Consider the following 21709-nt stretch of genomic DNA (forward strand, 5'->3'; position numbering starts at 1 on the left):
CCGCCACCGCCGTACCATCGACGTATGGCTACCGACCCCACAGGCTCCACGCCGACCGACGACGCCGTACGCGCCGCGCTGGCGACGGTGAACGACCCGGAGATCCACAAGCCGATCACCGACCTCGGCATGGTCAAGTCCGTGGACATCGCCGCCGACGGCGCGGTCGCCGTGACCGTCTACCTCACGGTGTCCGGCTGTCCGATGCGCGACACCATCACCTCGCTGGTCACCGAGGCCGTCGGGCGGGTCGCCGGGGTCACCTCGGTCCAGGTCACGCTGGACGTGATGAGCGACGAGCAGCGGCGCGAGCTGGCGTCCTCGCTGCGCGGCGGCCAGGCCGAGCGGGAGGTCCCCTTCGCGCAGCCGGGCTCGCTGACCCGGGTCTACGCGGTGGCGTCCGGCAAGGGCGGCGTCGGCAAGTCCTCGGTGACGGTCAACCTGGCCGCCGCGATGGCCGCCGACGGCCTCAAGGTGGGCGTGGTCGACGCGGACATCTACGGTCACAGCGTGCCGCGCATGCTGGGCGTGGAGGGGCGTCCCACCCAGGTCGAGAACATGATCATGCCGCCGTCGGCCAACGGGGTGAAGGTCATCTCGATCGGCATGTTCACCCCGGGCAACGCGCCGGTGGTGTGGCGCGGCCCGATGCTGCACCGCGCCCTCCAGCAGTTCCTGGCCGACGTCTACTGGGGCGACCTCGACGTCCTGCTGCTCGACCTGCCGCCCGGCACCGGCGACATCGCCATCTCGGTGGCCCAGCTGGTGCCGAACGCGGAGATCCTGGTGGTGACCACCCCGCAGCAGGCGGCGGCCGAGGTCGCCGAGCGGGCCGGGTCGATCGCGGTGCAGACGCACCAGAAGATCGTGGGCGTCGTCGAGAACATGTCGGGCATGCCGTGCCCGCACTGCGACGAGATCGTGGACGTCTTCGGCAGCGGCGGCGGCGAGCGGGTCGCCGAGGGGCTGACCAGGACCACCGGCGCGACCGTACCGGTGCTGGGGCAGATCCCGATCGACGTCCGGCTGCGGGAGGGCGGCGACGACGGGCGCCCGGTGGCGCTCAGCCACCCCGACTCCCCCGCGGGCGCCGCGCTGCGGTCCATCGCGGGCAAGCTCGGAGGCCGCCAGCGCGGCCTGGCGGGCATGTCGCTGGGTATCACCCCGCGCAACAAGTTCTGAGCCGCCTGGAACGCCCTGGAGCCGGTTCTGCCGGCACCGGGGCGTTCCGCCGGGGACCTCGGGTGTGCGGAGGGGGCGGTCAGCCCTCGTAGGTCGTGACGTCCTTGACCACGGCCAGGCCGAGGCCGTACGCGCTCATGCCGCGGCCGTAGGCGCCCAGGTGGACACCGCGGGCGGCGCCCGCCATGACCCAGCCGTACTCGGACTCGCGGTAGTGGAAGGGCGCGGGCTCGCCGTCGACCGGAAGGGTGAGCGTGGACCAGCCGGGGCCGGTCAGGTCGTCGGCGAGTTCCCAGGCGGTGGCGGTCTGCTGGTCCATCCAGTCCTGCCGCAGGGAGCGGTCCATGGTGGTCGGCCAGGTGCAGGACAGCAGTCCCGACCCGGCGAGCCAGGCCGCGGAGGAGACCGAGGTGGCCTCCAGGACGCCGGTGCCGTCGGCGCTGCGCCGGCCGGGGCGGCGGGCGAGCGTCACCACGACCGCGAATCGCAGAGCGGCCGCGTCGGCCGGGTCCGCCTTGAGCGAGGGCTCGTCGCCATGCCCTATCGAACCGTGTTCGACAGTGCCGTCCGCGCTCGCGCCGACCGTGTGCAGCCAGCGGCGCCCGGTGAACGCCTCGTCCAGCCCGTACCACGGGAAGTCGGCCATCAAGTAGCCGTCGACCGTCCCGTGCGCAGTGCCGGTCTTCGTCTCCATGCGGGTTGCGCCTCCTCCATGCCCTTCTGGGCGACTCGCCATCTTGCCCGACCCTGGGTGGGTTCGGTGGCCGAAACGGCTCACGGTGACGGCGAACACATGGACAATAGCCACCCTATGGGGTGAAAAGGCGCTAAGGGGTTGACTCAGGTCGCGTCGGAATCAAACGGCGGAGCCTCGTCGGGGTCCAGCCGGTCGCGCTTGCGCAGCCGATCGGGCGATTCCGGGGCGGTGCCGGACGCGGGCGCGGCGGAGGTCGTGCCGGACGCGGCGGCGGCGGTGCCGGTGGAGAGCGGCTCCACACCGTTCACGGCGTCGGTGACCTCGGCCATCTCCTTGCGGAAGTCGAAGCCGTTACGGATCTCCTTGAGACCCATCTCGTCTTCCTCGCTCATCAGGTTCTTCCGGATGAACGTCTTGGGATGGAGGTCCTCGAACTCGAAGTCCTTGAACTCAGGTCCCAGTTCTCGCCGGATGTCCTCCTTGGCGCTGTCGGAGAATTCCCGCACCTTTCGGATGAAGGCCATGGTGTCCTGGATGACCTTCGGCAGTTTGTCCGGGCCGAACACGAGGACGGCAAGGACCACGAGCGCGACCAGCTCCAGCGGGCCTATGTCGAAGAACACCTTGCAGCTCCTTGTGACGTCCACAGCCGGGTGGGCAGGGTCCGGCGGACATTACGGTACCTGCCCGGCCCGGCGGTGCGGGATAGCTGGGGCCAACAGTACGTCGCGACCCGGTAAAGGGTCAGCCCCCGTCAGTGGTGGACGGAGGCGGCCGCCTGTGTCGGCGACACCGGTGTCGCGGCGGGCGTCACCAGCGGCAGGTCGCCGGGGGCCAGCAGCGGACGGCTCACCGAGACCGGGGTCACCGCGGAGATCCGGGCGGGTGCGCGGAGCTGGCGGCGGTCCCCGGCGTCCAGGACGCCACGCGGGGTGTCCCCGCGGGTGTCGGAGACCGAGTTGGCGGTCAGCGGGCTCACCGCGGGGCCGTCGTCGGGCCGGGCGCCGCCGTCGACCGCCGCCTCCATGGGCAGCGCGCCGCCCAGGGCGATGGCCGCCATGGAGAAGGCGCCGGCGGCGGCGAAGGCGAAGCGGCGGCCGCGGGAGGCCGCGGCGGGGCCGCCGTGCGCCGGGAGGGCCGGGTGGCCGTGCGCGGAGTCCGCGTGGGGCGGCTGCGCCGCCCGGGTCATCTCGTGGATACGGAAACCGCGCGCCCGGGAGCCGGCCGGTGCCACGAGGTCGCGGCTGGGGGTGAGGAAGGAGAACTCCTCGACCCGGCCCGCGCCGTCAGCGCCGCGGTTCAGGGCGGAACGGAACACACCCGAGCCCAGCAGGCTGCCGTCGAACGGACCGCGGTCGTCATGGTCGTCGTGGTCGTCCCGGCCACCGCCACGGCCGTCCAGGGGGCCGTCACCGCCGCCGGGGAGGCCCTGCAGACGCGCCAGCAGCCCCGCGGACAGGGCCGGGGGCTCGGAGCCCGCCACGACGCTCTTGAGCCGCCGCTGCTCGGCGGCCGCGGCCTTGCACTGCGGACATGTCACAAGGTGGGCGAGCACCCGGTCCCGGGTGTCGTCCGCCAGCTCACCGTCGACGAACGCGGCGAGGCGGTCGCCAAGGTGCTGCTCGGCAGGCGCTGCTCGCTGCTCGCCTGAACCGCTACTGCTCACGCTCTCCCGCCCTCCAGGCCAGGTTTCGAGGTGACGGCAGCGAGCGCGGGAGCGGGCCGGGCAGCCGGTGCCCGGTGTTCCAGAGCCTTGCGCAGGTGGGAGCGGCCGCGGTGGATCCGGCTCCGTACCGTGCCCAGCTTCACGCCCAGCGTCGCGGCGATCTCCTCGTACGACAGCCCCTCGATGTCACAGAGCACCACGGCGGCGCGGAACTCCGGCGCGAGGGTGTCCAGCGCCTGCTGGACGTCCGCGTCGAAGTGCGTGTCGTTGAAGTGCTGCGCGGGGGACGGCTCGCGGCTGGGCAGTCGCTCAGCCGCGTCGTCCCCGAGGGCGTCGAAGCGGATCCGCTGGCGGCGGCGCACCATGTCCAGGAAGAGGTTGGTGGTGATGCGGTGCAGCCAGCCCTCGAAGGTGCCGGGGGTGTAGGTGGACAGGGAACGGAAGACCCGCACGAAGACCTCTTGCGTGAGGTCCTCCGCGTCGTGCTGGTTGCCGGTCAGGCGGTACGCCAGCCGGTAGACCCTGGCACTGTGCGTGCTGACGATCTCCTCCCACGTGGGAGGCGTCCACGCCTGAGCGTCCCCGTCGGTGGCGAAGGTCGCGGTCGCGGAGCCATTTTCGCGTGAACGATCATCAGCGGTGTTGGTCACGGATTTCGGCTGTCCGGCAGACCGGCGAAAGCGCGAAAGCACCTTCCGGTCACCGGCCGCAGCCGCACCTCCCCTGTCGGCTCTGGTGGTGTCCAGTAGAGCCCCTACCATATCCACCTCGCCCGTTAGCTCCGGATAAGTGCGCTGTTGCCGTCGGGAAGGAGATGTCATTCGTTCTCCTGCCCGTATGGCTAACGCGCAGTCCCATCAGCGGGTTCCCGGCTCCAGCGGATACAGTCGCCGAGCGGGCTGCACCTTGGACAGGAACAGACTGGTGACAGGGAGAGGGACATTACCGGCAACCGGCAGGCGAGCTGGGCGTTCGCCGACGCGTTCGTCGCCGAGGACGACGCCCTCATACGCGCCCGCTCCCGTTCGCACGCGGCCGGTCTTCGGCCCGTTTCCCCCGGCACCGGTGCCGCGCTGCGACTTCTCGCGGCGGCGAGTGACGCCAAGTCGGTGGTCGAGATCGGCACCGGCACCGGGGTCTCCGGAATCCATCTGCTGCGCGGAATGCGGCCGGACGGCGTGCTGACCACCGTCGACTCCGAGCCGGACCGCCAGCAGCTCGCCCGCGAGGCGTACCGGGAGGCGGGCTTCGCCGGCAACCGGTCCCGCTTCATCCCCGGCCGCGCCCTCGACGTACTCCCCCGCCTCACCGACGGCGGCTACGACCTCGTCTTCTGTGACGGCGACCGGCTGGAGTACCTGGACTACCTCGACGAATCGCTGCGCCTGCTGCGGCCGGGCGGTCTGGTCTGCTTCGAGGGCGCCTTCGCCCAGGGCCGCGCGCTCGACGCCGCCCACCAGGACACGGAGTCGCTGCGGCTGCGCGAGCTGATGCGGGCGGTACGCGACAGCCCCCGGCTGGCCCCGGTGCTGCTGCCCACCGACGACGGCCTGCTCTGCGCGGTCCGCCGCCGATAGCGCGCCTTTCCCGGAAGCACCCGCACCCGCCCTGCGGACACCCCCGCACACGACGACGGCCCCGTACACGATGTGTGTACGGGGCCGCGACGATCAATGGGGGACCGCTGGTCTCAGGCGATGGCCTTCTTCAACGCGTCGCCGAGGGCATCCGCCTCGTCCGGGGTCAGCTCGACAACAAGCCGCCCGCCGCCCTCAAGCGGAACGCGCATGATGATGCTCCGCCCCTCCTTGGTCACCTCGAGCGGGCCGTCACCCGTCCGCGGCTTCATGGCCGCCATGCTCGTTCCCCTTCCTGAAACCAGCTCGGACTCGAACACATTGGTTCTCGGCCATTATCCCGCATCCGCCGACCCGATGACCAACATCGGGTGCACTACCTTCGGCTGCGACCGTCCACAAAACCGGCCAATTCGCCGAAGGGACGGGCATCGGCCGGGTCGGCGAACCTTTCCGGCCCTCCGAAGTGTTTGACGTACGTCACATGTCCGCCCGCCGTGAAGTCCGGCATCCTGGCCAGGACCATTGCCGCGACGAAGGGGTTCTGCCATGGCCGACAGCGTGCTGTACGAGGTGGTCGAGGGGCTGGCGATCGTCACCCTGAACCGTCCCGAGGCGATGAACGCGCTCGACACGGACACCAAGAACGCACTGCGGGACGCCCTTCAGGAGGCGGCGGGCGACGCCGCGGTACGGGCGGTGCTGCTGACCGGCACCGGGCGGGCCTTCTGCGTCGGCCAGGACCTCAAGGAGCACGTCGGCGTCCTGGCGGCGGGCGGCGGGCTCTCCACCGTCGCCGAGCACTACAACCCCATCGTCACCGCGATCGCGACCATGGCGAAGCCGGTCGTCGCCGGGGTGAACGGGGTGGCGGCGGGCGCCGGGGCCGGGTTCGCCTTCGCGGCGGACTACCGGGTCGTGGCGGACACCGCGGCCTTCAACACCTCCTTCGCGGGCGTCGCGCTCACCGCCGACTCCGGTGTGTCGTGGACCCTGCCGCGCCTCGTCGGCGCCGGGCGCGCGGCCGACCTGCTGCTCTTCCCGCGCTCGATCAAGGCCGCCGAGGCGTTGGACCTGGGCATCGCGAACCGCGTCGTGCCCGCGGCGGACCTGGCCGCCGAGGCGCTGGCGGTGGCCCGCACGCTCGCCGAGGGCCCCACCGTCGCCTACGCGGCGATCAAGGCGTCGCTCGCCCACGGCTCCGCCCACTCCCTGGTCGACACCCTCGCCAAGGAGGACGAACTCCAGAATCTGGCGGGCGCCGCCGAGGACCACCGCATCGCGGTGAACGCCTTCCTCGCGAAGGAACGGCCGCGCTACGTGGGCCGCTGAGTCCTCAAGCGCCGGACGGGCTGATTTTTGCTTCTGGTCGGCGGGCGAAGCAGTCGGTCAGGTGGTCGTTCACCAGCCCGCAGGCCTGCATGAGGGCGTAGGCGGTGGTGGGGCCGACGAAGCGGAAGTCGTGGGACTTGAGGGCCTTGGCGAGGGCGACGGACTCGGGTGTGGTGGCGGGGACGTCGCCGACGGTGCGCGGGGCCGGGCGGGTCGCGGAGTCGGGGGCGAAGGACCAGACGAGGGCGTCGAGCCCGCCCTCGTCGCGCAGCGCCCGCGCGGCACGGGCGTTGGCCACCGACGCGTCGATCTTGGCGCGGTTGCGGATGATCCCCGGATCGGCCAGCAGCCGCGCCTTGTCGGCGTCCCCGAACTCCGCCACCGCGTCGATCTTGAAGCCGTCGAAGGCGGCCCGGAAGGTCTCGCGGCGGCGCAGGATGGTGATCCAGGACAGCCCGGACTGGAACGCCTCCAGGCAGACCCGCTCGAAGAGCGCGTCGTCGCCGTGGACCGGCCGTCCCCACTCGGTGTCGTGGTAGGCGACGTAGTCGGGCGTGGACAGCCCCCACGGGCAGCGGGCCAGCCCGTCCTCGCCGACGACGACGCCGGTCACCGGCTCACTCACCGGCACCGTCCAGCGGCGGCTCCGGCTGGTCCTTGTGCAGCGAGGGGCGGCCCATGGCGCCGGCCTGCGCCCCGGCGAGCGACGCCTCCAGGTCGGCGATCCGGGCGTCGCGCTCCGCGAGTTCGGCGCCGAGCCGGTCGAGGACCTCGTCGACGTCGATCATGCGGTAGCCGCGTACCGCGACGGGCAGCCGTACGGCGTCGATGTCGCCGCGGACCAGCGCCCGGTCGGCGGGCAGCCGGTCGTCAAGCCGGTCGGGTTCGGAGTCCCGCAGCGCACCGCCGTCGCCGAGAACGGCCATTGCCACCGCGGCGACCACCGCGACCAGCGCGATGAGCATGAACCAGAACAAGTCGATCTCCTGGGGTGCGACTCAACATGTCAGGCACGATCGTGCCACGATCGCATGAGTCTGAGATGAGGAGCGGCAGTGGCACTTCGGCTGGGCACCCGGGAATTCGCCGAACGGGAGCCGGTGATCATGGCGATCGTGAACCGGACGCCGGACTCGTTCTACGACCAGGGGGCCACGTTCAGCGATGAACCGGCGCTCGAACGGGTCGCGGGGGCGGTGTCGGAGGGCGCGGCGATCATCGACATCGGCGGGGTGAAAGCCGGTCCCGGCGAGGACGTGTCGGCGGCGGAGGAGATCCGCCGTACGGTCGCCTTCGTGGCCGAGGTGCGGCGGCGCCACCCGGACGTGGTGATCAGCGTCGACACCTGGCGGCACGAGGTCGCCGAGGCGGTCTGCGAGGCGGGCGCGGACCTGCTCAACGACGCCTGGGGCGGGGTGGACCCCAAGCTCGCCGAGGTCGCCGCCCGCTACGGCGCCGGGCTGGTCTGCACGCACGCGGGCGGCGCCGAGCCGCGCACCCGCCCGCACCGGGTCGGGTACGACGACGTGATGGCGGACATCCTGCGGGTGACGGTGGGCCTGGCGGAGCGCGCGGTGGCGCTGGGTGTGCGGCGCGACGGCGTGCTGATCGACCCGGGGCACGACTTCGGCAAGAACACCCGGCACTCGCTGGAGGCGACCCGGCGGCTGCCGGAGATGACGGCGACCGGCTGGCCGGTGCTGGTGTCGCTGTCGAACAAGGACTTCGTCGGCGAGACGCTCGACCGGCCGGTCAAGGAGCGGCTGATCGGCACCCTCGCCACCACGGCGGTCTCGGCGTGGCTCGGCGCGCAGGTGTACCGCGTCCACGAGGTCGCCGAGACCCGGCAGGTGCTGGAGATGGTCGCCTCGATCGCGGGCCACCGCCCGCCCGCGGTGGCCCGGCGCGGGCTCGCCTGATCCCGTCGGGCGGCCTGCGGGCGGCGCGGGGGTCAGGCGGACTCCTTCGTCACCCGCGCCACGGCCTCCTCCACGTCGTCGGTGATGTGGAACAACTCCAGGTCGGCGTGGGACGCCTTGCCCTCCGCGACGAGGGTGCGGCGGATCCAGGTGGCCAGGCCGCCCCAGTACTCGGTGCCGAAGAGCACGATGGGGAAGCGGGTGACCTTCTTGGTCTGGACGAGGGTGAGCGCCTCGAAGAGCTCGTCGAGGGTGCCGAAGCCGCCGGGCAGGACGACGAAGCCGCGGGCGTACTTCACGAACATGGTCTTGCGGACGAAGAAGTAGCGGAAGTTCACGCCGATGTCGACGTAGGGGTTGAGGCCCTGCTCGAAGGGCAGCTCGATGCCGAGCCCGACGGAGACGCCGCCCGCCTCCAGGGCGCCCTTGTTGGCGGCCTCCATGGCGCCGGGGCCGCCGCCGGTGATCACCGCGAAGCCCGCGGCGGTCAGGCCGCGGCCGATCTGCACGCCCGCTTCGTACTCGCGGGAGTCCACGGGGGTGCGGGCGGAGCCGAAGACGCTCACCGCGGGGCCGAGTTCGGCCAGCGCGCCGAATCCCTCGACGAACTCCGACTGGATCCGCATCACGCGCCACGGGTCGCCGTGCACCCAGTCGGCGTCGGCGCGGCTGTCCAGCAGCCGCTGGTCGGTGGTGCCCGGCTGGACCTGGCCGCGCCGCCTGACGACGGGGCCGGTGTGGCGCTCGGGCCACTCCGTCCCGTAGCGGACGGTCTGCGCCGCCTCATTGGCCGCGGCCGCGGCGTCCTGCGCCTCCGCTGAGCCCAGGGTCTCTCCCCTGTCTGATGCAGTCATACCGGAAGCGTACGCATCAGGGTGCGGCGGACGGGGCCAACGGAACGGCCCGTGGCGCCTCCAGCCGGGCGCTCACCCAGGTGAAGGCGGTCGGGAACATCCGGCCCCAGGTGTTCCAGTTGTGCCCGCCGTTGTCGATCTGCAGCTTGGTGACCACCGTCGGCGCCTTGGCGACCGAGGCGATCCAGTCGGCGAACTTGGGCGGGCTCTCCGGGTCCTGCGGGCTGGACTCGACCAGGAGCTGCACGTCGGGGTGGGTGGTGCGGGCCAGCCACACCGGCGAGCGGACCCCCTGGGAGGGGTTGTCGGGGGCCAGCGCGGCGCCCGCGGTGAACTTCTGGGGGTATTCGAGGGCGAGCCGGGCCGCGCAGTAGCCGCCGGTGGATATGCCCATCACCGCCCAGCCCTGGGGGGCGGGAAGGGTCCGGAAGTTGTGCGAGATGGTCTGCGGCACGTCGTCGGTGAGCCAGGTGGCGACCTTGCTCTTGCCCGGCACGTCGGCGCAGCCGGTGTTCACCCGGTCGGGCGTGATGGTGGGCAGCACCAGGATCGCGGGCTCGGCACGGCCCTCGGTGATCTCGTCCTGCATGATCTGGCCCAGCCGCATGCCGCGCAGGAAGCTGTGCGGCGTGCCCGGTATGCCGTGCAGCACCTCGATCACCGGGAAGCGGGTGTGCGCGAACTCCTTCTTGGAGTACTGCGGCGGCACCCAGACGATCACGTCGCCCTTGGTGGACGATTTCCAGCCGCGGACGGAGGCGCGCTGGAAGCCCTGCGAATACGACGCGAACTTGACCTGGTAGTCGGGCTTGGTGGGGGTGGGCGAGGCGCTGGGCCCGGCGGTGGTCTTGCCGCCGCCGCTGTTGGCGTTGCCGAGCAGGTCGTCCCACGAGGCGTAGAAGCCGTACTGGTTGTTCACGGTGACCATCACGACGAAGATCGCGGTGGCCTGGCAGAGCAGGATCATGCCCACCCTGGCGGCCACCCGTACCGGCCGCGGGCCGCGCACCCGCGGCCAGAGCAGCACAGCACCCACCACCGCGGCGACCGCGACGGCGAAGAGAAGTATCGAGAACCATCTGCTGGTCAGTCCCACGACACGCCTTCTTCCCCCCATCCCGGATCGGACGTACCCGATCTCACCATGCCGGGGAGAAGGACCCAATGGCACCCCTGTTCGGTTGCTTGTCCCGTTCTTGGCCACCCGATCGAGCGGTGTTTCGGCCGTGTTCGACGAGATTCCCAGGCGGTGACCGAGCGGGGTGGATCAGTCGCCCGTCGTGAGCCAGTCGGTCAGCCGGCGCTCGGCCTCGAGGACGGCGGCGACCGCCACGTGCTCCTCGCGGGTGTGGGCGAGGGTGGGGTCGCCGGGGCCGTAGTTCACGGCCGGAACGCCGAGCGCGGAGAATCGTGCCACGTCGGTCCATGCCTCCTTGGCCGCGGGCGGTGTCCCGATGGCGGCGACGAAGGCGACGGCGGCCGGGTGCGCGAGTCCGGGGAGCGCGCCGGGCGCGCTGTCGGTGAGGACGACCTCGAATCCGTCGAAGACCCGCCGGACGCGCTCCAGCGCCTCCTCCTCGGTCTGGTTCGGCGCGAACCGGTAGTTGACGGTGACCGCACACGTGTCGGGAATCACATTCCCCGCGTGGCCGCCCTCGATCATCACGGCGTTGAGTCCCTCGGGGTAGACCAGCCCGTCGATCTCGACCCGGCGCGGCTCGTAGGCCGCCAGCCGGGCGAGGATCGGGGCGGCCTTGTGGATGGCGTTCTCGCCGAGCCAGCTGCGGGCGGAGTGGGCGCGCTTGCCGGTGGTGCGCACCTGGACCCGCAGGGTGCCCTGGCAGCCGCCGTCGACCCGGCCGTCGGTCGGCTCCAGCAGGACGGCGAAGTCGCCGGCGAGCCAGTCGGGGTGCCGCTCGGCCAGCCGCTTGAGGCCGTTGAACTCGGCGGCGATCTCCTCGGCGTCGTAGAAGACGTAGGTGAGGTCGCGGTTGGGCGCGGTCAGGGTGGCGGCGAGGCGGAGCTGCACGGCGACGCCCGCCTTCATGTCGGAGGTTCCGCAGCCCCACAGCACGCCGTCGCCGTCGAGCCGCGACGGCAGGTTGTCGGCGATCGGCACGGTGTCCAGGTGCCCGGCGAGCACCACCCGCTCCGCCCGCCCGAGCCGGGTGCGCGCCACCACGGCGTCGCCGTCCCGGTCCACCTCCAGGTGCGGCAGCGCCCGCAGCGCGCTCTCCACCAGATCGGCCAGCGGCTTCTCCTCCAGAGACACCGACGGTACGTCGACGAGCTGCGCGGTGAGTGCGGCGGCGTCCTGGCTGAGGTCGAGGGGTGTGCTCATACCGGGAGCCTAGAGCGTGCCAGGACGGGGCCCGGGGCGGCCGCGGAGCCCGGGGTGTGGATCACTGGTGGGAAGTGGGCGCTTTGGGGGCGTCTGAGGGGGCGGGTGTTGGATACCCTCGCCGGGTGACCTCGTCTTCTTCCAAGCGCCCCAAGAAGGGCTCAGGGCGCGGGTGCGGACCGTGGTTCGTGACCGCGGGTCTGGTGCTGCTCGGGGCGGCCGGGTACGGCCTCTACCATCTGTCGGACATCAACTCGCCGGGAGCGGCGGGCTGTACGGTCACCGCCGACGGCGACTCGATGGACCTCTCGCCCGAGCAGGCGTCCAACGCGGCGACGATCGCCGCGGTGGCGGACTCCCGCGGGCTGCCCGAGCGGGCGCTGACCATCGCGCTGGCGACCTCGCTGCAGGAGTCGCGGCTGAGCAATGTCGACCACGGCGACCGCGACTCGCTGGGCCTGTTCCAGCAGCGGCCCTCGATGGGCTGGGGCACCGAGAAGCAGATCCTCGACCCGGTGTACTCCTCGAACGAGTTCTTCGACAGCCTGGTCAAGATCAAGGGCTACTCGCGGCTGCCGCTGACCGTCGCCGCGCAGCGCGTGCAGCGGAGCGGCTACCCGGAGGCGTACGCCAAGCACGAGGCCGACGCCACGCTGCTGTCGGCGGCGCTGACCGGCCGCAAGCCCGCCGCGCTGAGCTGCACGACGGGCGCGGACGCGGCGGACAGCGCGGGCGGGAAGTTCGGCGACACGGCGAAGGTCAAGGCCCGGCTGACCCGGGAGTTCGGCGGCCACGTGCGGCCGGTGAGCGGCGGCGCGCCGCGCACGGTGAAGATCGCGTCCGCGCCGGGGGGCGGCGCGGCGGAGGGCGACGGGGCCCGGCACGGCTGGGCAGTGGCGCAGTGGGCGGTGGCGCACGCGCACGACCTGAAGGTCGAGCAGGTGTCGTTCGACAACCGGCGGTGGCAGGCGGCGCACTCCGGCCGGGGCTGGCAGCGGCAGAAGCCCGTCACCGCGGCGAAGGGCGCCTCGGCGCCGGTCCCGTCCGACGCGTACGTACAGATCACCGTCGCGCAATAGTGCGCCGGTTCACCCGGAAGGACGGGGTGACGGCGGAGCGGGGTGCGGGCGGAACGCCACGCCGAAGCGCGTCCGGAAATTCGCTCGTCTTAAGGGCGATTCCCTTGTACGGCAAGGGATGTGACGTTTCTTCGCGGTCATATGAGCTGTCCGTTATATCCGAACTGCCGGATGCGTATTATGCGACGCATTGCCAACTCTTTACCTCGAACGGCCGCAACCTTACGGGCCGCTGAGCGGTAACCACGGCGTCCGTACGGCGGGCACAGCCCGTGTCCCCCCATCGTGCGGACCCCGAAGCCGTAACACCGCAAAAGGAGCACCATGTCCCTCCCCCTGACCCGTCGGTTCGCCCAGGCCGCCCTGCTGATCGGCGCCGCCGCCGCGCCTCTGCTGGGCGCGGGCGCCGCGCACGCCGCCGGTCTGCCGCAGCAGCAGGCGCTGGGCGGGCTGTCCACCGTGGACGGCGCCGGTGCCGGCGCCTCCGTCGACAGCGCGTCGCAGCAGGCCACCGCGGCGGCCGGGCAGGCGGGCACCCAGGCGATGAGGACCGCGCTGCCCGCCGCGGGCAAGGTGGTGGGCACCGCGGGCAGGACCGCCGCCCCCGCCGCCCAGCAGACCGCGGCAGGCGCCGCCGACTCCGCGGGCCGGGTCCTCGGCGAGACCACCGAGTCCACGACCGGCGCGCTGCCCGGCCACGGGGCCCTCACCGGCCACGGCGGGCTCCCCGGCACCGACGCGCTGCCGCTGTCCGAGCTGCCGAACGCGGGCGCCCTGCCGACCTCCGGGCTGCCCACCACCGACCAGCTCCCGCTCAAGGGCCTGCCGCTGACCTGATCGCGGGCCGCACCCGCACGCGGGGCCCGGGAGCGTGTCGCTCCCGGGCCCCGCTCGTGTCCTCGCGCCGCCGGGTCAGCCCGCCAGCCGCCGTACCGCCGCCTCGACCCGCTCGTCGACCGCGGTGAAGGCGATCCGCACGAAAGCCTGGCCGGCGGCGCCGTAGAACTCCCCGGGGGCGACCAGGATGCCGCTCTTGGCGAGGTCGCCGACGGTGTCCCAGCAGTCCTCGCCGCGGGTCGCCCACAGGTAGAGGCTGGCCTCGCTGTGCTCGATCCGGAAGCCCGCGCCCTCGAAGGCGGCGCGCAGGGCGGTACGGCGGCGGGCGTAGCGCTCCTTCTGCTCCACCGCGTGCTCCCGGTCGCCGAGCGCGGCCACCATCGCGGCCTGTACGGGCGCGGGCACGATCATGCCCGCGTGCTTGCGGACGCCGAGCAGCTCGGTCACGACGGCCGCGTCACCGGTGAGGAAGGCGCCGCGGTAGCCCGCGAAGTTGGAGCGCTTGGAGAGCGAGTGGACGGAGATCAGCCCGTCGTGGCTGTCCCCGCAGACATCCGGGTGCAGCACCGAGACCGGTGCGGGGCCCTCCCAGCCCAGCTCGATGTAGCACTCGTCGGAGACGACGAGGATGCCGTGCTCGCGCGCCCACACCACGATCCGGCGCAGCTCGGCCGCGGACAGCACCCGGCCGGTCGGGTTGGAGGGGGTGTTGAGCCAGAGCAGCTTCACCCGGGCCGGGTCGAGATCGGCCACCGGGTCGTCGTAGGTGACCGGTTCCGCGCGGGCGAGCAGCGCGCCGATCTCGTACGTCGGGTAGGCGAGCTGCGGGTAGCCGACCTGGTCGCCCTCGCGCAGGTCGAGCAGGGTCGGCAGCCAGCCGACGAGTTCCTTGGAGCCGATCAGCGGCAGTACGGCGGCCGGGTCCGCGCCGCTGACGCCGTGCCGGTCGCGCAGATAATCCGCGACCGCGTCCCGCAGGGCGGCGGTGCCGTACGTCAGCGGGTAGCCGGGGCTGTCGGCCGCGGCGGTCAGCGCCCGCTGGATGACGGCCGGGACCGGGTCCACCGGCGTCCCCACCGACAGGTCGACCACACCGTCCGGGTGCGCACCGGCCGCGGCCTTGTACGGCTCCAGGCGGTCCCAGGGGAACACGGGGAGGCGGTCGGAGATGCTCACTGGCTCACTCTCTCGGGTTGCGCGGACGGGTTCGGGGCCGGGGCGCGGCGGGACCGGAAACACCGCGGCCCCGCACGGCACGGTCGCCGTACGGGGCCCACGGCGGAGCTGCCCCGGGGCCGGAAGGCCGGCCCTGGTGCCGTGACGGCCGGGGACTAGTGCTCGGTGGCCATCGGGGGCAGAGCCGCGATGAAGGGGTGGTCGCGCTCGATCAGGCCGAGCTTGGAGGCACCACCGGGCGAACCGAGCTCGTCGAAGAACTCGACGTTCGCCTTGTAGTAGTCCTTCCACTCCTCCGGAGTGTCGTCCTCGTAGAAGATGGCCTCGACCGGGCACACCGGCTCGCAGGCGCCACAGTCGACGCACTCGTCCGGGTGGATGTACAAGGACCTGGAGCCCTCATAGATACAGTCGACCGGGCACTCTTCGATACAAGCCTTGTCCTTCAGGTCGACACAAGGCTCCGCGATGACGTAGGTCACGCTGTCGTTCCTCCTCGATAGGGCTCATCTCGCGCGGGAGCGCGGCGTCGTCGATGCCCGCACCTAGTATCTCCGTTCCTGGGCACGAACCGAACAGGAGGGGCACGCATGGCAGGGGAATTCTCTTCCGGTGCACGTTTCGAGATCCGGATTACCCCCGCTGACGTGGGAAAACGCGTTTCTGTGCGGCAAGTGCTCCAGATCACCGACGGGCATCCTACGTTCACCGACACGATCGGTGTTCTCGCATCCTGGGATGCGGGAGTGGTGTGCATCACGCGGCGCACCGGGGAGGACGTCCATATCGCGGAATCGCTGCTCGTGGCGGGCAAAGTGGTACCGCCCGCTCCGGCCCGCAGACCGCCCCGGGTGCCGTCGCTGAGCGCCGAGGAGATACAGGAGCTGGCCTCCCGGGCGTGGCCCGCCACCGAGACGGAGCGGCTGGGCGGCTGGACCCTGCGGTCGACGGTCGACCCGCGCGCCGGGCGCCGGTCCGAGGGCTTCACCCGGCGGGCGAACTCCGCGCTGGTCGGCGGCGGGCCCGGCCGCCCGCTGGACGAGGCTCTGGCGTACACCGTGGACTGGTACCGGACGCGCGGCTGCACGCCGTATCTCCAGCTGCCCGACTCCTCGCCGTACGCGGCGGAGCTGGAGGGGCGCGGCTGGGTGCGCGAGGCGGACACCCTGGTGCGTACGGCGTCGCTGGTGCCGCTCACCGAGCTGCCGGGCGGCGCCGAGGTCGCGCTCACCCGCACGCCGGGTCCTGAGTGGCTCTCGGCCTACCACCGCACCGGGGAGCTGGCCGAGGAGGCGCTCAAGGTGGTCACCGGCGGGGCCTCGGTGTGGTTCGCGACGGCGCCCGGGGCGATCGGGCGCTGTGTGGTGGACGGGCCGTGGGCGCTGTTCGGCGCCGTCGAGGTGGCCCCGGAGCACCGCAGGCGGGGGCTGGCCACCACGGTCATGGCCGCGCTGGCCCGGCAGGCGTACACCGAGGGCGCCTTCGCCGCGTACCTCCAGGTCGAGGCGGACAACGACGCGGCCCGCGCGCTCTACGACGGCATGGGCTTCACCGACCACCACGGCTACCACTACCGGCGGCCCGCACGGTGAGCGGCGGCAGCGTGCGCGAGCGGTTCGCGGCCGCGGCCCGCGAGGAGCGGCCCGATCTGGCCGAGCTGTGCCTGCTGATCGGCGCGGAGGCCGACCCCGCGCTGGACGGGGACGCCGCCGACGCCGCGCAGATCGAGCTGGACCGGCTGGCCGGGCTGCTGCCGTACGGTCTGACGACGCCGCTGGAGTGGGCCGCCGCGCTGCACCGGGTGCTGGGCCGGCAGCACGGCTTCCGGGGGCTGCCCGGGGACTACCACAAGCTGGGGTCGTCGCTGCTGCAGGAGGTGCTGCGGCGGCGGCGCGGGCTGCCGATCCTGCTGTCCGTGGTGTGGATCGAGGTCGCCCGGCGGGCCGGGGCGCCGGTGTACGGGGTGGCGCTGCCCGGCCACTTCGTCGTCGGCTTCGGCGATCCGGCGGGGGCGCATGTGCTCGCCGACCCCTTCGACGGCGGCCGCCTGCTCTCGGACGCCGACGTCGATCTGCTGGTCGCGGGCGCCACCGGGGGCCCCGCGGCCCCGGCCATGCTCACCCCCGCCGACCCGCTCGACATCGTCCACCGCGTCCTGAACAACATCCGCGCCTGGGCCGCCGCCCGCCCCGAACGCCCCGCCGTCGAGCTCTGGTCGGTCGAACTCGCCCTCCTCCTCCCCCGCCACCCCGCCAAGTTGCGCTACGAACGCGCCCAACTCCTCGTCCGCCTCGGCGACTTCCTCGGCGGCGCCGAGGCCATGGACGAATACGCCGAAGTCATCGGCGCCTTCGACCCCGAATCCGCCACCCACATCCGCCAGGCGGCCCGCGCGGCCCGCGCCATGCTCAACTGACCGCGTCAGCACCGGGGATGACGGCCCGCCCCCACCCGGGGGCCAGGCGTTAGAGCCAGCCCTTTTCGCGGGCGATGCGGACGGCTTCGGTGCGGTTGCGGGCGCCGGTTTTCTGGATGGCGGTGGAGAGGTAGTTGCGGACGGTGCCCTCGGAGAGGAGGAGGCGGCGGGCGATGTCGGCGTTGACGGAGCCGTCGGCGGCGGCGTTGAGGACGTCGCGCTCGCGGGCGGTGAGGGGGTCGGCGCCCTCGGCGAGGGCGGCTGCGGCGAGGGTGGGGTCGATGACCCGCTGGCCGCGCAGCACCTGGCGTACCGCCTCGGCGAGTTGGGCCGCGGGCGCGTCCTTGACGAGGAAGGCGTCGGCGCCGGACTCCATGGCGCGGCGCAGATAGCCGGGCCGCCCGAAGGTCGTCACGATCACGATCTTCACCGCGGGCAGGTCCTTGCGCAGCAGCGCGGCCGCCTCGATCCCGGTGAGCCCCGGCATCTCGATGTCGAGGAGCGCCACGTCCGGCCGGTGCTCCCGCGCCGCGGCCAGCACCTCGTCACCGCGCGCGACCTGCGCGACGACCTCGATGTCGTCCTCCAGCCCGAGCAGCGTCGCAAGGGCCTCGCGGACCATCGACTGGTCGTCGGCGAGCAGCACACGGATCATGCGGGCAGGCTACCGGCTCCCCGTACCCACCGGTCAGCCGCGCCCACACACAGACGGGGCGCCGGGCGGGCGTGGCCCGGCAGCCGCGCGCCCGCCGTTACCGCCGCCGCGCGAGTGGCCCGTCACGCCGTCGGCATGACATCTGTCATGCGGATGTCGCGCGCGCAGGCACTGCCGCCGCACCCCGCGTGCCGGGGAAGCTGTGCTCATGACCGCAACTGTCGTGACCACCGCGAACGGCCCGGGAGCCGCCCACGAGGGCGAACCCGTGGTCGCATTCTCCGGAGTGAACAAGAGCTACGGCGCCGTGCACGCGGTGGCCGACGTGTCCCTCGCCCTCTACCCCGGCCAGACCGTGGCGCTGCTCGGGCCGAACGGCGCGGGCAAGTCCTCCGCGCTCGACCTGCTGCTGGGCCTGCGCAACCCGGACAGCGGCACCGTCCGCCTCTTCGGCACCACGCCGACGCAGGCCATCGCGGCCGGACGGGTCGGCGCGATGCTGCAGAGCGGCGGCCTGATGGAGGAGGTGACGGTGCGCGAACTGGTCCGGCTCGCCTGCGACCTGCACCCGCGCGCCTACCCCGTCGAGCAGGTGCTGGCCGACTCCGGCATCGCCGACATCCACGACCGCAAGGTCAACAAGCTCTCCGGCGGCCAGGAGCAGCGGGTCCGCTTCGCGCTGGCCACCGCCGGGGCGAACGACCTGATCGTGCTGGACGAGCCGACCGTCGGCATGGACGTCAGCGCCCGGCAGGCGTTCTGGGCGACGATGCGCGGCCAGGTCCAGCAGGGCCGTACCGTGCTGTTCGCCACGCACTACCTGGAGGAGGCGGACGCGATCGCCGACCGCGTTCTGGTCATGCACCACGGGCGGCTGATCGCCGACGCCACCGCCGCCGAGATCAAGGCGCGGGCGGGCGCCCGCCGGATCACCTTCGACCTCGAAGGCCCGGTCGACGAGGCCGCGCTGCGTGCCCTGCCGCACCTGGCCGGGCTGGACGTCACCGGCCCGACGGTGCGGATCCGCTCCGAGGACGCGGACGCCACGATGCACGCGGTGTACGGCCTGGGGCTCTACCCGCGCAATCTGGAGGTCTCCGGGCTCGGCCTGGAGCAGGCCTTCCTCGCCATCACCGACGCTGCCACCGCCGAGGAGGCGGGAGACCGATGAAGACACTGGTCCGACTGGAGATCGTCCGCACCCTGCGGAACCGCAAGTTCATGTTCTTCTCGGTGCTGTACCCGGCGATGCTGTTCATGATCAGCACCCTGGGCACCGACAAGCACAAGCAGATCGAGGGTCTGCACCTGAGTTACGTGGCCTACTACATGGTGGCGATGGCGTCCTTCGGCGCGATGACCGCCGTGCTGATGGGCAACGCGGAGCGGATCGCCCGGGAGCGCGAGAAGGGCTGGGTACGCCAGTTGCGGCTGACCGCGCTGCCCGGCCGCAGCTACGTGATCGCGAAGATCGCCTCCGCGGCGACCGTCAGCCTGCCGTCGATCCTGATCGTGCTGGTCCTGGGCGCGACCGTGAAGGACGTGAAGCTCGACGCCTGGCAGTGGATCGCCATCGCGTTCAGCACCTGGGCGGGCAGCATGGTCTTCGCGGCGCTCGGCGTGGCCATCGGCTACATCGCCACCGCGGACGCGGCCCGGCCGATCTCGATGATCTTCTACTTCGGGCTCGCGGGCCTCGGCGGCCTGTGGCTGCCGATCACCAACTTCCCCGGCTGGCTGCAGACCCTCGCGGGCTATCTGCCGGGACGGCCGTACGCCGCGCTCGGCCAGTCCATCGAGTTCGGCAGCGCCCCGCACATGAAGGACATCCTGGTCCTCGCGTTCTACCTGCTGCTGTTCGCGGGCGGCGCGGCGTGGATGTACCGCAAGGACACCCGGAAAGCATGAGCGTATGAACCTCGAAGAGCGCTGGCCGCCATGGCGCCAGGAGGTGGAGTCGATGGACACCACCGCTATGGGACGCGTGCCCGAGACCCGCAAGCAGGCGCTGGTCAAGCTGATGTGGATCGGCATCTGGCTGCTCTACCTGGGCTCGCCGGTGAGCGATCTGGCGGACGGCGGCCACGGCGTGGTCGTCACCGTACTGGCCGCCCTGGGCCTCACCGCCTTCGTCTGCTCGTACCTGGCCGTGGTCTTCCTGCGCACCAACACCGGCCACCCGCCGGAGCGCTGGGTGTACGGGGTCCTCGCCGCCGAGGCGGTGCTCGCCCTGACCCTGTCGGCGACGCTCGGCAAGGACTGGCTGGTGCTCTTCGTGTACGTGTCGGTGGGCTGCGGCGCGGCGCTGCCGGGCAGGCAGTCCCGGTGGGCGGTACCGGCCGTGACAGCCGCGCTGGCGGCGGTCGGCACCGCCGTGGACCGGCCGGGCGACCTCTACCCGGCGCTGCTGATCCCGGCGCTGCTCGGCGGTTTCGCGATGGTCGGCATCAGGCAACTGGTGCGGACCATGCGGGAGTTGCGGGAGGCCCGGGAGACCGTGGCGCACCTGGCGGCCACCGAGGAGCGGCTGCGGCTCGCCCGCGACCTGCACGACCTGCTCGGGCACTCGCTGTCCCTGATCACTCTGAAGAGCGAACTCGCCGGACGGATGCTGCCGGACCGCCCGGAGGACGCCGCCCAGCAGGTCGCCGACATCGAGAAGGTCAGCAGGCAGGCGCTGGTCGACGTACGGGAAGCGGTCAGCGGCTACCGGCGGCCCACGCTGGCCGCCGAACTCGCCTCCGCCCGCTCGGCGTTGGCCTCCGCGGGGATCGCCGCCCGGGTGCACCAGCCCGAGCGGCTGCCGGGCCTCGCCCCGGACGGCGAGAGCGCCCTGGCGTGGGCGCTGCGCGAGGCGGTCACCAATGTCGTACGCCACAGCGGCGCCCAGTTGTGCGTCATCGCGCTGTCCTCCGCCGCGGACGCGACCACCGCCACCCTCACCGTCTCGGACGACGGCCGCGGCCCCGCGGAGCAGCACACCCCGGGCAACGGCCTCACCGGCCTCACCGAGCGCCTGATCCTGGCGGGCGGCACCCTCACCACCGACCGGGCGGGCGACGGCGGCTTCACGCTGCGCGCCACGGTCCCGACCGACCCGGCGCCCGTGGGGGCCGAGCCGCTCGGCGACTAGCGCCCGGCCAGGGCGCGTGCCCGGCCCGCGACGGGCATGGGGCGAGAAGCGGCGGGGGGCGGGGTAGTAGTGTCCGACAGCGTGCCTGAGACTCCCGCTCCCCAGAGCCTGATCGTCAACGCCGTCCTGGATGTCGCGGGTCGTTCGACCCTGCCGTTCACGGAGCCACGCGCGCACCGCGACGCCGGTACGGCGTTCTGGTACAACGACCTCGTCGACTCCTCCACACCCGGCCGGGAGGTGATCCGGCAGTATCTGGTGACGGCCGAGGAGCTGACCCGGCACGAGCTGGGGCAGTGGACGCTGCGGGACGGCCTGTGCTCCCCCGAGGGCAGCGCCGACCAGCTGATGATGCCCGACTTCGCGAGCAAGTGGATCCGGCTGGAGGGCCTCGGCGTCGCGGTGATGCCCACCGTCGACCTGCACACCCACGCCGAGCGCAAGGGCTGGACCTGGACCACCGAGGAGATCACCGAGGGGCTGGCCGCCGTCGCCGACGACATCGCCGCGCTCGGCGCCGAACCGGTCCCGGCGTACGTCCTGGGGCACGCCGCGGACCCCGAGCAGGACGAGCGCCCGCAGTCGACGGTCGTCGGCTCGGTCACCCGCGACGACGGCGGGGTCGTCCGCTGGGAGGGTGAACTCCCCGCGGGCTACGCGGGCGCGCCGGTCTTCCTCGGCATCCCGCTCGGCGAGGAGCAGTTCAAGCTGGTCTGCCTCGGCCTGGTGCTGCCCGGCGAATCGCCGTACACCGTGGTGACCTTCGACCGCATCCGCCCGGCCGTGCACGCCCTCGCCCCCACCAGCCCGCGCCGCTGGTGGCAGCGGCGCCGGGGCTGACGGAA

25 protein-coding genes are annotated in these 21709 nt (G+C 72.6%); 12 read left to right on the forward strand and 13 right to left on the reverse strand.

From position 1 onward, the window contains the following. Positions 1 to 24 precede the first annotated feature (24 nt). Entirely contained in the window at positions 25 to 1182 is a 1158-nt protein-coding gene (locus AB0M29_RS32280; RefSeq protein ID WP_365389139.1) for an Mrp/NBP35 family ATP-binding protein, read from the forward strand. Between the two features lie 79 nt (positions 1183 to 1261). Here the strand turns inward: AB0M29_RS32280 and AB0M29_RS32285 are convergent, their stop codons facing one another. From AB0M29_RS32285 to sigE, 4 genes are all read right to left on the reverse strand, one after another. Beyond that, entirely contained in the window at positions 1262 to 1876 is a 615-nt protein-coding gene (locus AB0M29_RS32285; RefSeq protein WP_365389141.1) for a hypothetical protein, read from the reverse strand. A gap of 146 nt (positions 1877 to 2022) precedes the next feature. Next, positions 2023 to 2502, reverse strand: a complete 480-nt coding sequence (locus tag AB0M29_RS32290; protein WP_365389142.1) for a sec-independent translocase — start codon at positions 2500 to 2502, stop codon at positions 2023 to 2025. Positions 2503 to 2633: 131 nt separating this feature from the next. After that, on the reverse strand, positions 2634 to 3545 hold the full coding sequence (locus AB0M29_RS32295; protein WP_365389144.1) for a zf-HC2 domain-containing protein: 912 nt from the start codon (positions 3543 to 3545) through the stop codon (positions 2634 to 2636). After that, a complete protein-coding gene (gene sigE, locus AB0M29_RS32300) occupies positions 3542 to 4306 on the reverse strand; it encodes an RNA polymerase sigma factor SigE (protein WP_365389146.1) in 765 nt (254 codons plus the stop codon). Before sigE ends, AB0M29_RS32295 begins: the two co-directional genes overlap by 4 nt. A 138-nt stretch (positions 4307 to 4444) precedes the next feature. Here sigE and AB0M29_RS32305 point away from each other — a divergent pair, with 138 nt between their 5' ends. Next, positions 4445 to 5122, forward strand: coding sequence for an O-methyltransferase (locus tag AB0M29_RS32305; RefSeq protein WP_365389249.1), 678 nt, complete (start codon positions 4445 to 4447; stop codon positions 5120 to 5122). 113 nt (positions 5123 to 5235) lie between these two features. On the opposite strand, the gene AB0M29_RS32310 is transcribed toward AB0M29_RS32305, so the two are convergent. Beyond that, positions 5236 to 5403, reverse strand: a complete 168-nt coding sequence (locus AB0M29_RS32310) for a DUF3117 domain-containing protein (protein ID WP_069464762.1) — start codon at positions 5401 to 5403, stop codon at positions 5236 to 5238. A 268-nt stretch (positions 5404 to 5671) separates the two neighbouring features. On the opposite strand from AB0M29_RS32310, the gene AB0M29_RS32315 reads away from it, so the two are divergent. Further along, entirely contained in the window at positions 5672 to 6454 is a 783-nt protein-coding gene (locus AB0M29_RS32315; RefSeq protein WP_365389149.1) for an enoyl-CoA hydratase-related protein, read from the forward strand. A 4-nt stretch (positions 6455 to 6458) separates the two neighbouring features. Here the strand turns inward: AB0M29_RS32315 and AB0M29_RS32320 are convergent, their stop codons facing one another. Beyond that, entirely contained in the window at positions 6459 to 7079 is a 621-nt protein-coding gene (locus tag AB0M29_RS32320; RefSeq protein WP_365389151.1) for a DNA-3-methyladenine glycosylase I, read from the reverse strand. Then, positions 7072 to 7431, reverse strand: a complete 360-nt coding sequence (locus AB0M29_RS32325; RefSeq protein WP_365389154.1) for a DivIVA domain-containing protein — start codon at positions 7429 to 7431, stop codon at positions 7072 to 7074. Before AB0M29_RS32325 ends, AB0M29_RS32320 begins: the two co-directional genes overlap by 8 nt. 129 nt (positions 7432 to 7560) lie before the next feature. On the opposite strand from AB0M29_RS32325, the gene folP reads away from it, so the two are divergent. Continuing rightward, positions 7561 to 8373 (forward strand): dihydropteroate synthase, encoded by an 813-nt coding sequence (gene folP / locus AB0M29_RS32330; RefSeq protein ID WP_365389250.1) that lies wholly within the window; start codon positions 7561 to 7563, stop codon positions 8371 to 8373. Between the two features lie 32 nt (positions 8374 to 8405). On the opposite strand, the gene AB0M29_RS32335 is transcribed toward folP, so the two are convergent. The 3 genes from AB0M29_RS32335 to dapE all read right to left on the reverse strand — a co-directional run bounded on the left by AB0M29_RS32335 (position 8406) and on the right by dapE (position 11568). Beyond that, entirely contained in the window at positions 8406 to 9227 is an 822-nt protein-coding gene (locus tag AB0M29_RS32335) for a TIGR00730 family Rossman fold protein (protein ID WP_365389156.1), read from the reverse strand. A gap of 16 nt (positions 9228 to 9243) precedes the next feature. Next, complete coding sequence (locus AB0M29_RS32340; protein ID WP_365389158.1) at positions 9244 to 10323, reverse strand: alpha/beta hydrolase-fold protein; 1080 nt, start codon at positions 10321 to 10323, stop codon at positions 9244 to 9246. A gap of 171 nt (positions 10324 to 10494) precedes the next feature. After that, the gene (gene dapE / locus AB0M29_RS32345) at positions 10495 to 11568 is read right to left on the reverse strand and encodes a succinyl-diaminopimelate desuccinylase (protein ID WP_365389161.1); all 1074 of its coding nucleotides are present in this window, start codon (positions 11566 to 11568) and stop codon (positions 10495 to 10497) included. 125 nt (positions 11569 to 11693) lie between these two features. Here dapE and AB0M29_RS32350 point away from each other — a divergent pair, with 125 nt between their 5' ends. Both AB0M29_RS32350 and AB0M29_RS32355 read left to right on the forward strand, forming a co-directional pair. After that, positions 11694 to 12647, forward strand: a complete 954-nt coding sequence (locus AB0M29_RS32350; RefSeq protein ID WP_365389163.1) for a heavy metal transporter — start codon at positions 11694 to 11696, stop codon at positions 12645 to 12647. Positions 12648 to 12971: 324 nt separating this feature from the next. After that, complete coding sequence (locus tag AB0M29_RS32355; protein WP_365389165.1) at positions 12972 to 13484, forward strand: ATP-binding protein; 513 nt, start codon at positions 12972 to 12974, stop codon at positions 13482 to 13484. 75 nt (positions 13485 to 13559) lie between these two features. On the opposite strand, the gene dapC is transcribed toward AB0M29_RS32355, so the two are convergent. Together dapC and fdxA are read right to left on the reverse strand one after the other, a co-directional pair. Continuing rightward, entirely contained in the window at positions 13560 to 14660 is a 1101-nt protein-coding gene (gene dapC, locus AB0M29_RS32360) for a succinyldiaminopimelate transaminase (RefSeq protein WP_365389168.1), read from the reverse strand. A 155-nt stretch (positions 14661 to 14815) separates the two neighbouring features. Beyond that, on the reverse strand, positions 14816 to 15142 hold the full coding sequence (fdxA, locus tag AB0M29_RS32365; RefSeq protein ID WP_365389171.1) for a ferredoxin: 327 nt from the start codon (positions 15140 to 15142) through the stop codon (positions 14816 to 14818). A 108-nt stretch (positions 15143 to 15250) separates the two neighbouring features. On the opposite strand from fdxA, the gene AB0M29_RS32370 reads away from it, so the two are divergent. Both AB0M29_RS32370 and AB0M29_RS32375 read left to right on the forward strand, forming a co-directional pair. Next, complete coding sequence (locus AB0M29_RS32370) at positions 15251 to 16252, forward strand: GNAT family N-acetyltransferase (RefSeq protein WP_365389173.1); 1002 nt, start codon at positions 15251 to 15253, stop codon at positions 16250 to 16252. After that, positions 16249 to 17076 carry a transglutaminase-like domain-containing protein gene (locus AB0M29_RS32375; RefSeq protein WP_365389175.1) on the forward strand — a complete coding sequence of 276 codons (828 nt, stop codon included), beginning with the start codon at positions 16249 to 16251 and terminating at the stop codon, positions 17074 to 17076. The genes AB0M29_RS32370 and AB0M29_RS32375 overlap by 4 nt, the downstream gene beginning before the upstream one ends. Positions 17077 to 17125: 49 nt before the next feature. Here the strand turns inward: AB0M29_RS32375 and AB0M29_RS32380 are convergent, their stop codons facing one another. Further along, entirely contained in the window at positions 17126 to 17731 is a 606-nt protein-coding gene (locus AB0M29_RS32380) for a response regulator transcription factor (protein WP_365389178.1), read from the reverse strand. Between the two features lie 208 nt (positions 17732 to 17939). Here AB0M29_RS32380 and AB0M29_RS32385 point away from each other — a divergent pair, with 208 nt between their 5' ends. From AB0M29_RS32385 to AB0M29_RS32400, 4 genes are all read left to right on the forward strand, one after another. After that, a complete protein-coding gene (locus tag AB0M29_RS32385; protein ID WP_365389180.1) occupies positions 17940 to 18902 on the forward strand; it encodes an ABC transporter ATP-binding protein in 963 nt (320 codons plus the stop codon). Then, a complete protein-coding gene (locus AB0M29_RS32390) occupies positions 18899 to 19639 on the forward strand; it encodes an ABC transporter permease (protein WP_365389183.1) in 741 nt (246 codons plus the stop codon). Before AB0M29_RS32385 ends, AB0M29_RS32390 begins: the two co-directional genes overlap by 4 nt. A 52-nt stretch (positions 19640 to 19691) precedes the next feature. Further along, complete coding sequence (locus tag AB0M29_RS32395; RefSeq protein WP_365389252.1) at positions 19692 to 20864, forward strand: sensor histidine kinase; 1173 nt, start codon at positions 19692 to 19694, stop codon at positions 20862 to 20864. An 81-nt stretch (positions 20865 to 20945) separates the two neighbouring features. Then, positions 20946 to 21704 (forward strand): hypothetical protein, encoded by a 759-nt coding sequence (locus AB0M29_RS32400; RefSeq protein ID WP_365389185.1) that lies wholly within the window; start codon positions 20946 to 20948, stop codon positions 21702 to 21704. Positions 21705 to 21709 lie beyond the last annotated feature (5 nt).

Source organism: Streptomyces sp. NPDC051976, assembly GCF_040680795.1.
Lineage (GTDB): Bacteria > Actinomycetota > Actinomycetes > Streptomycetales > Streptomycetaceae > Actinacidiphila.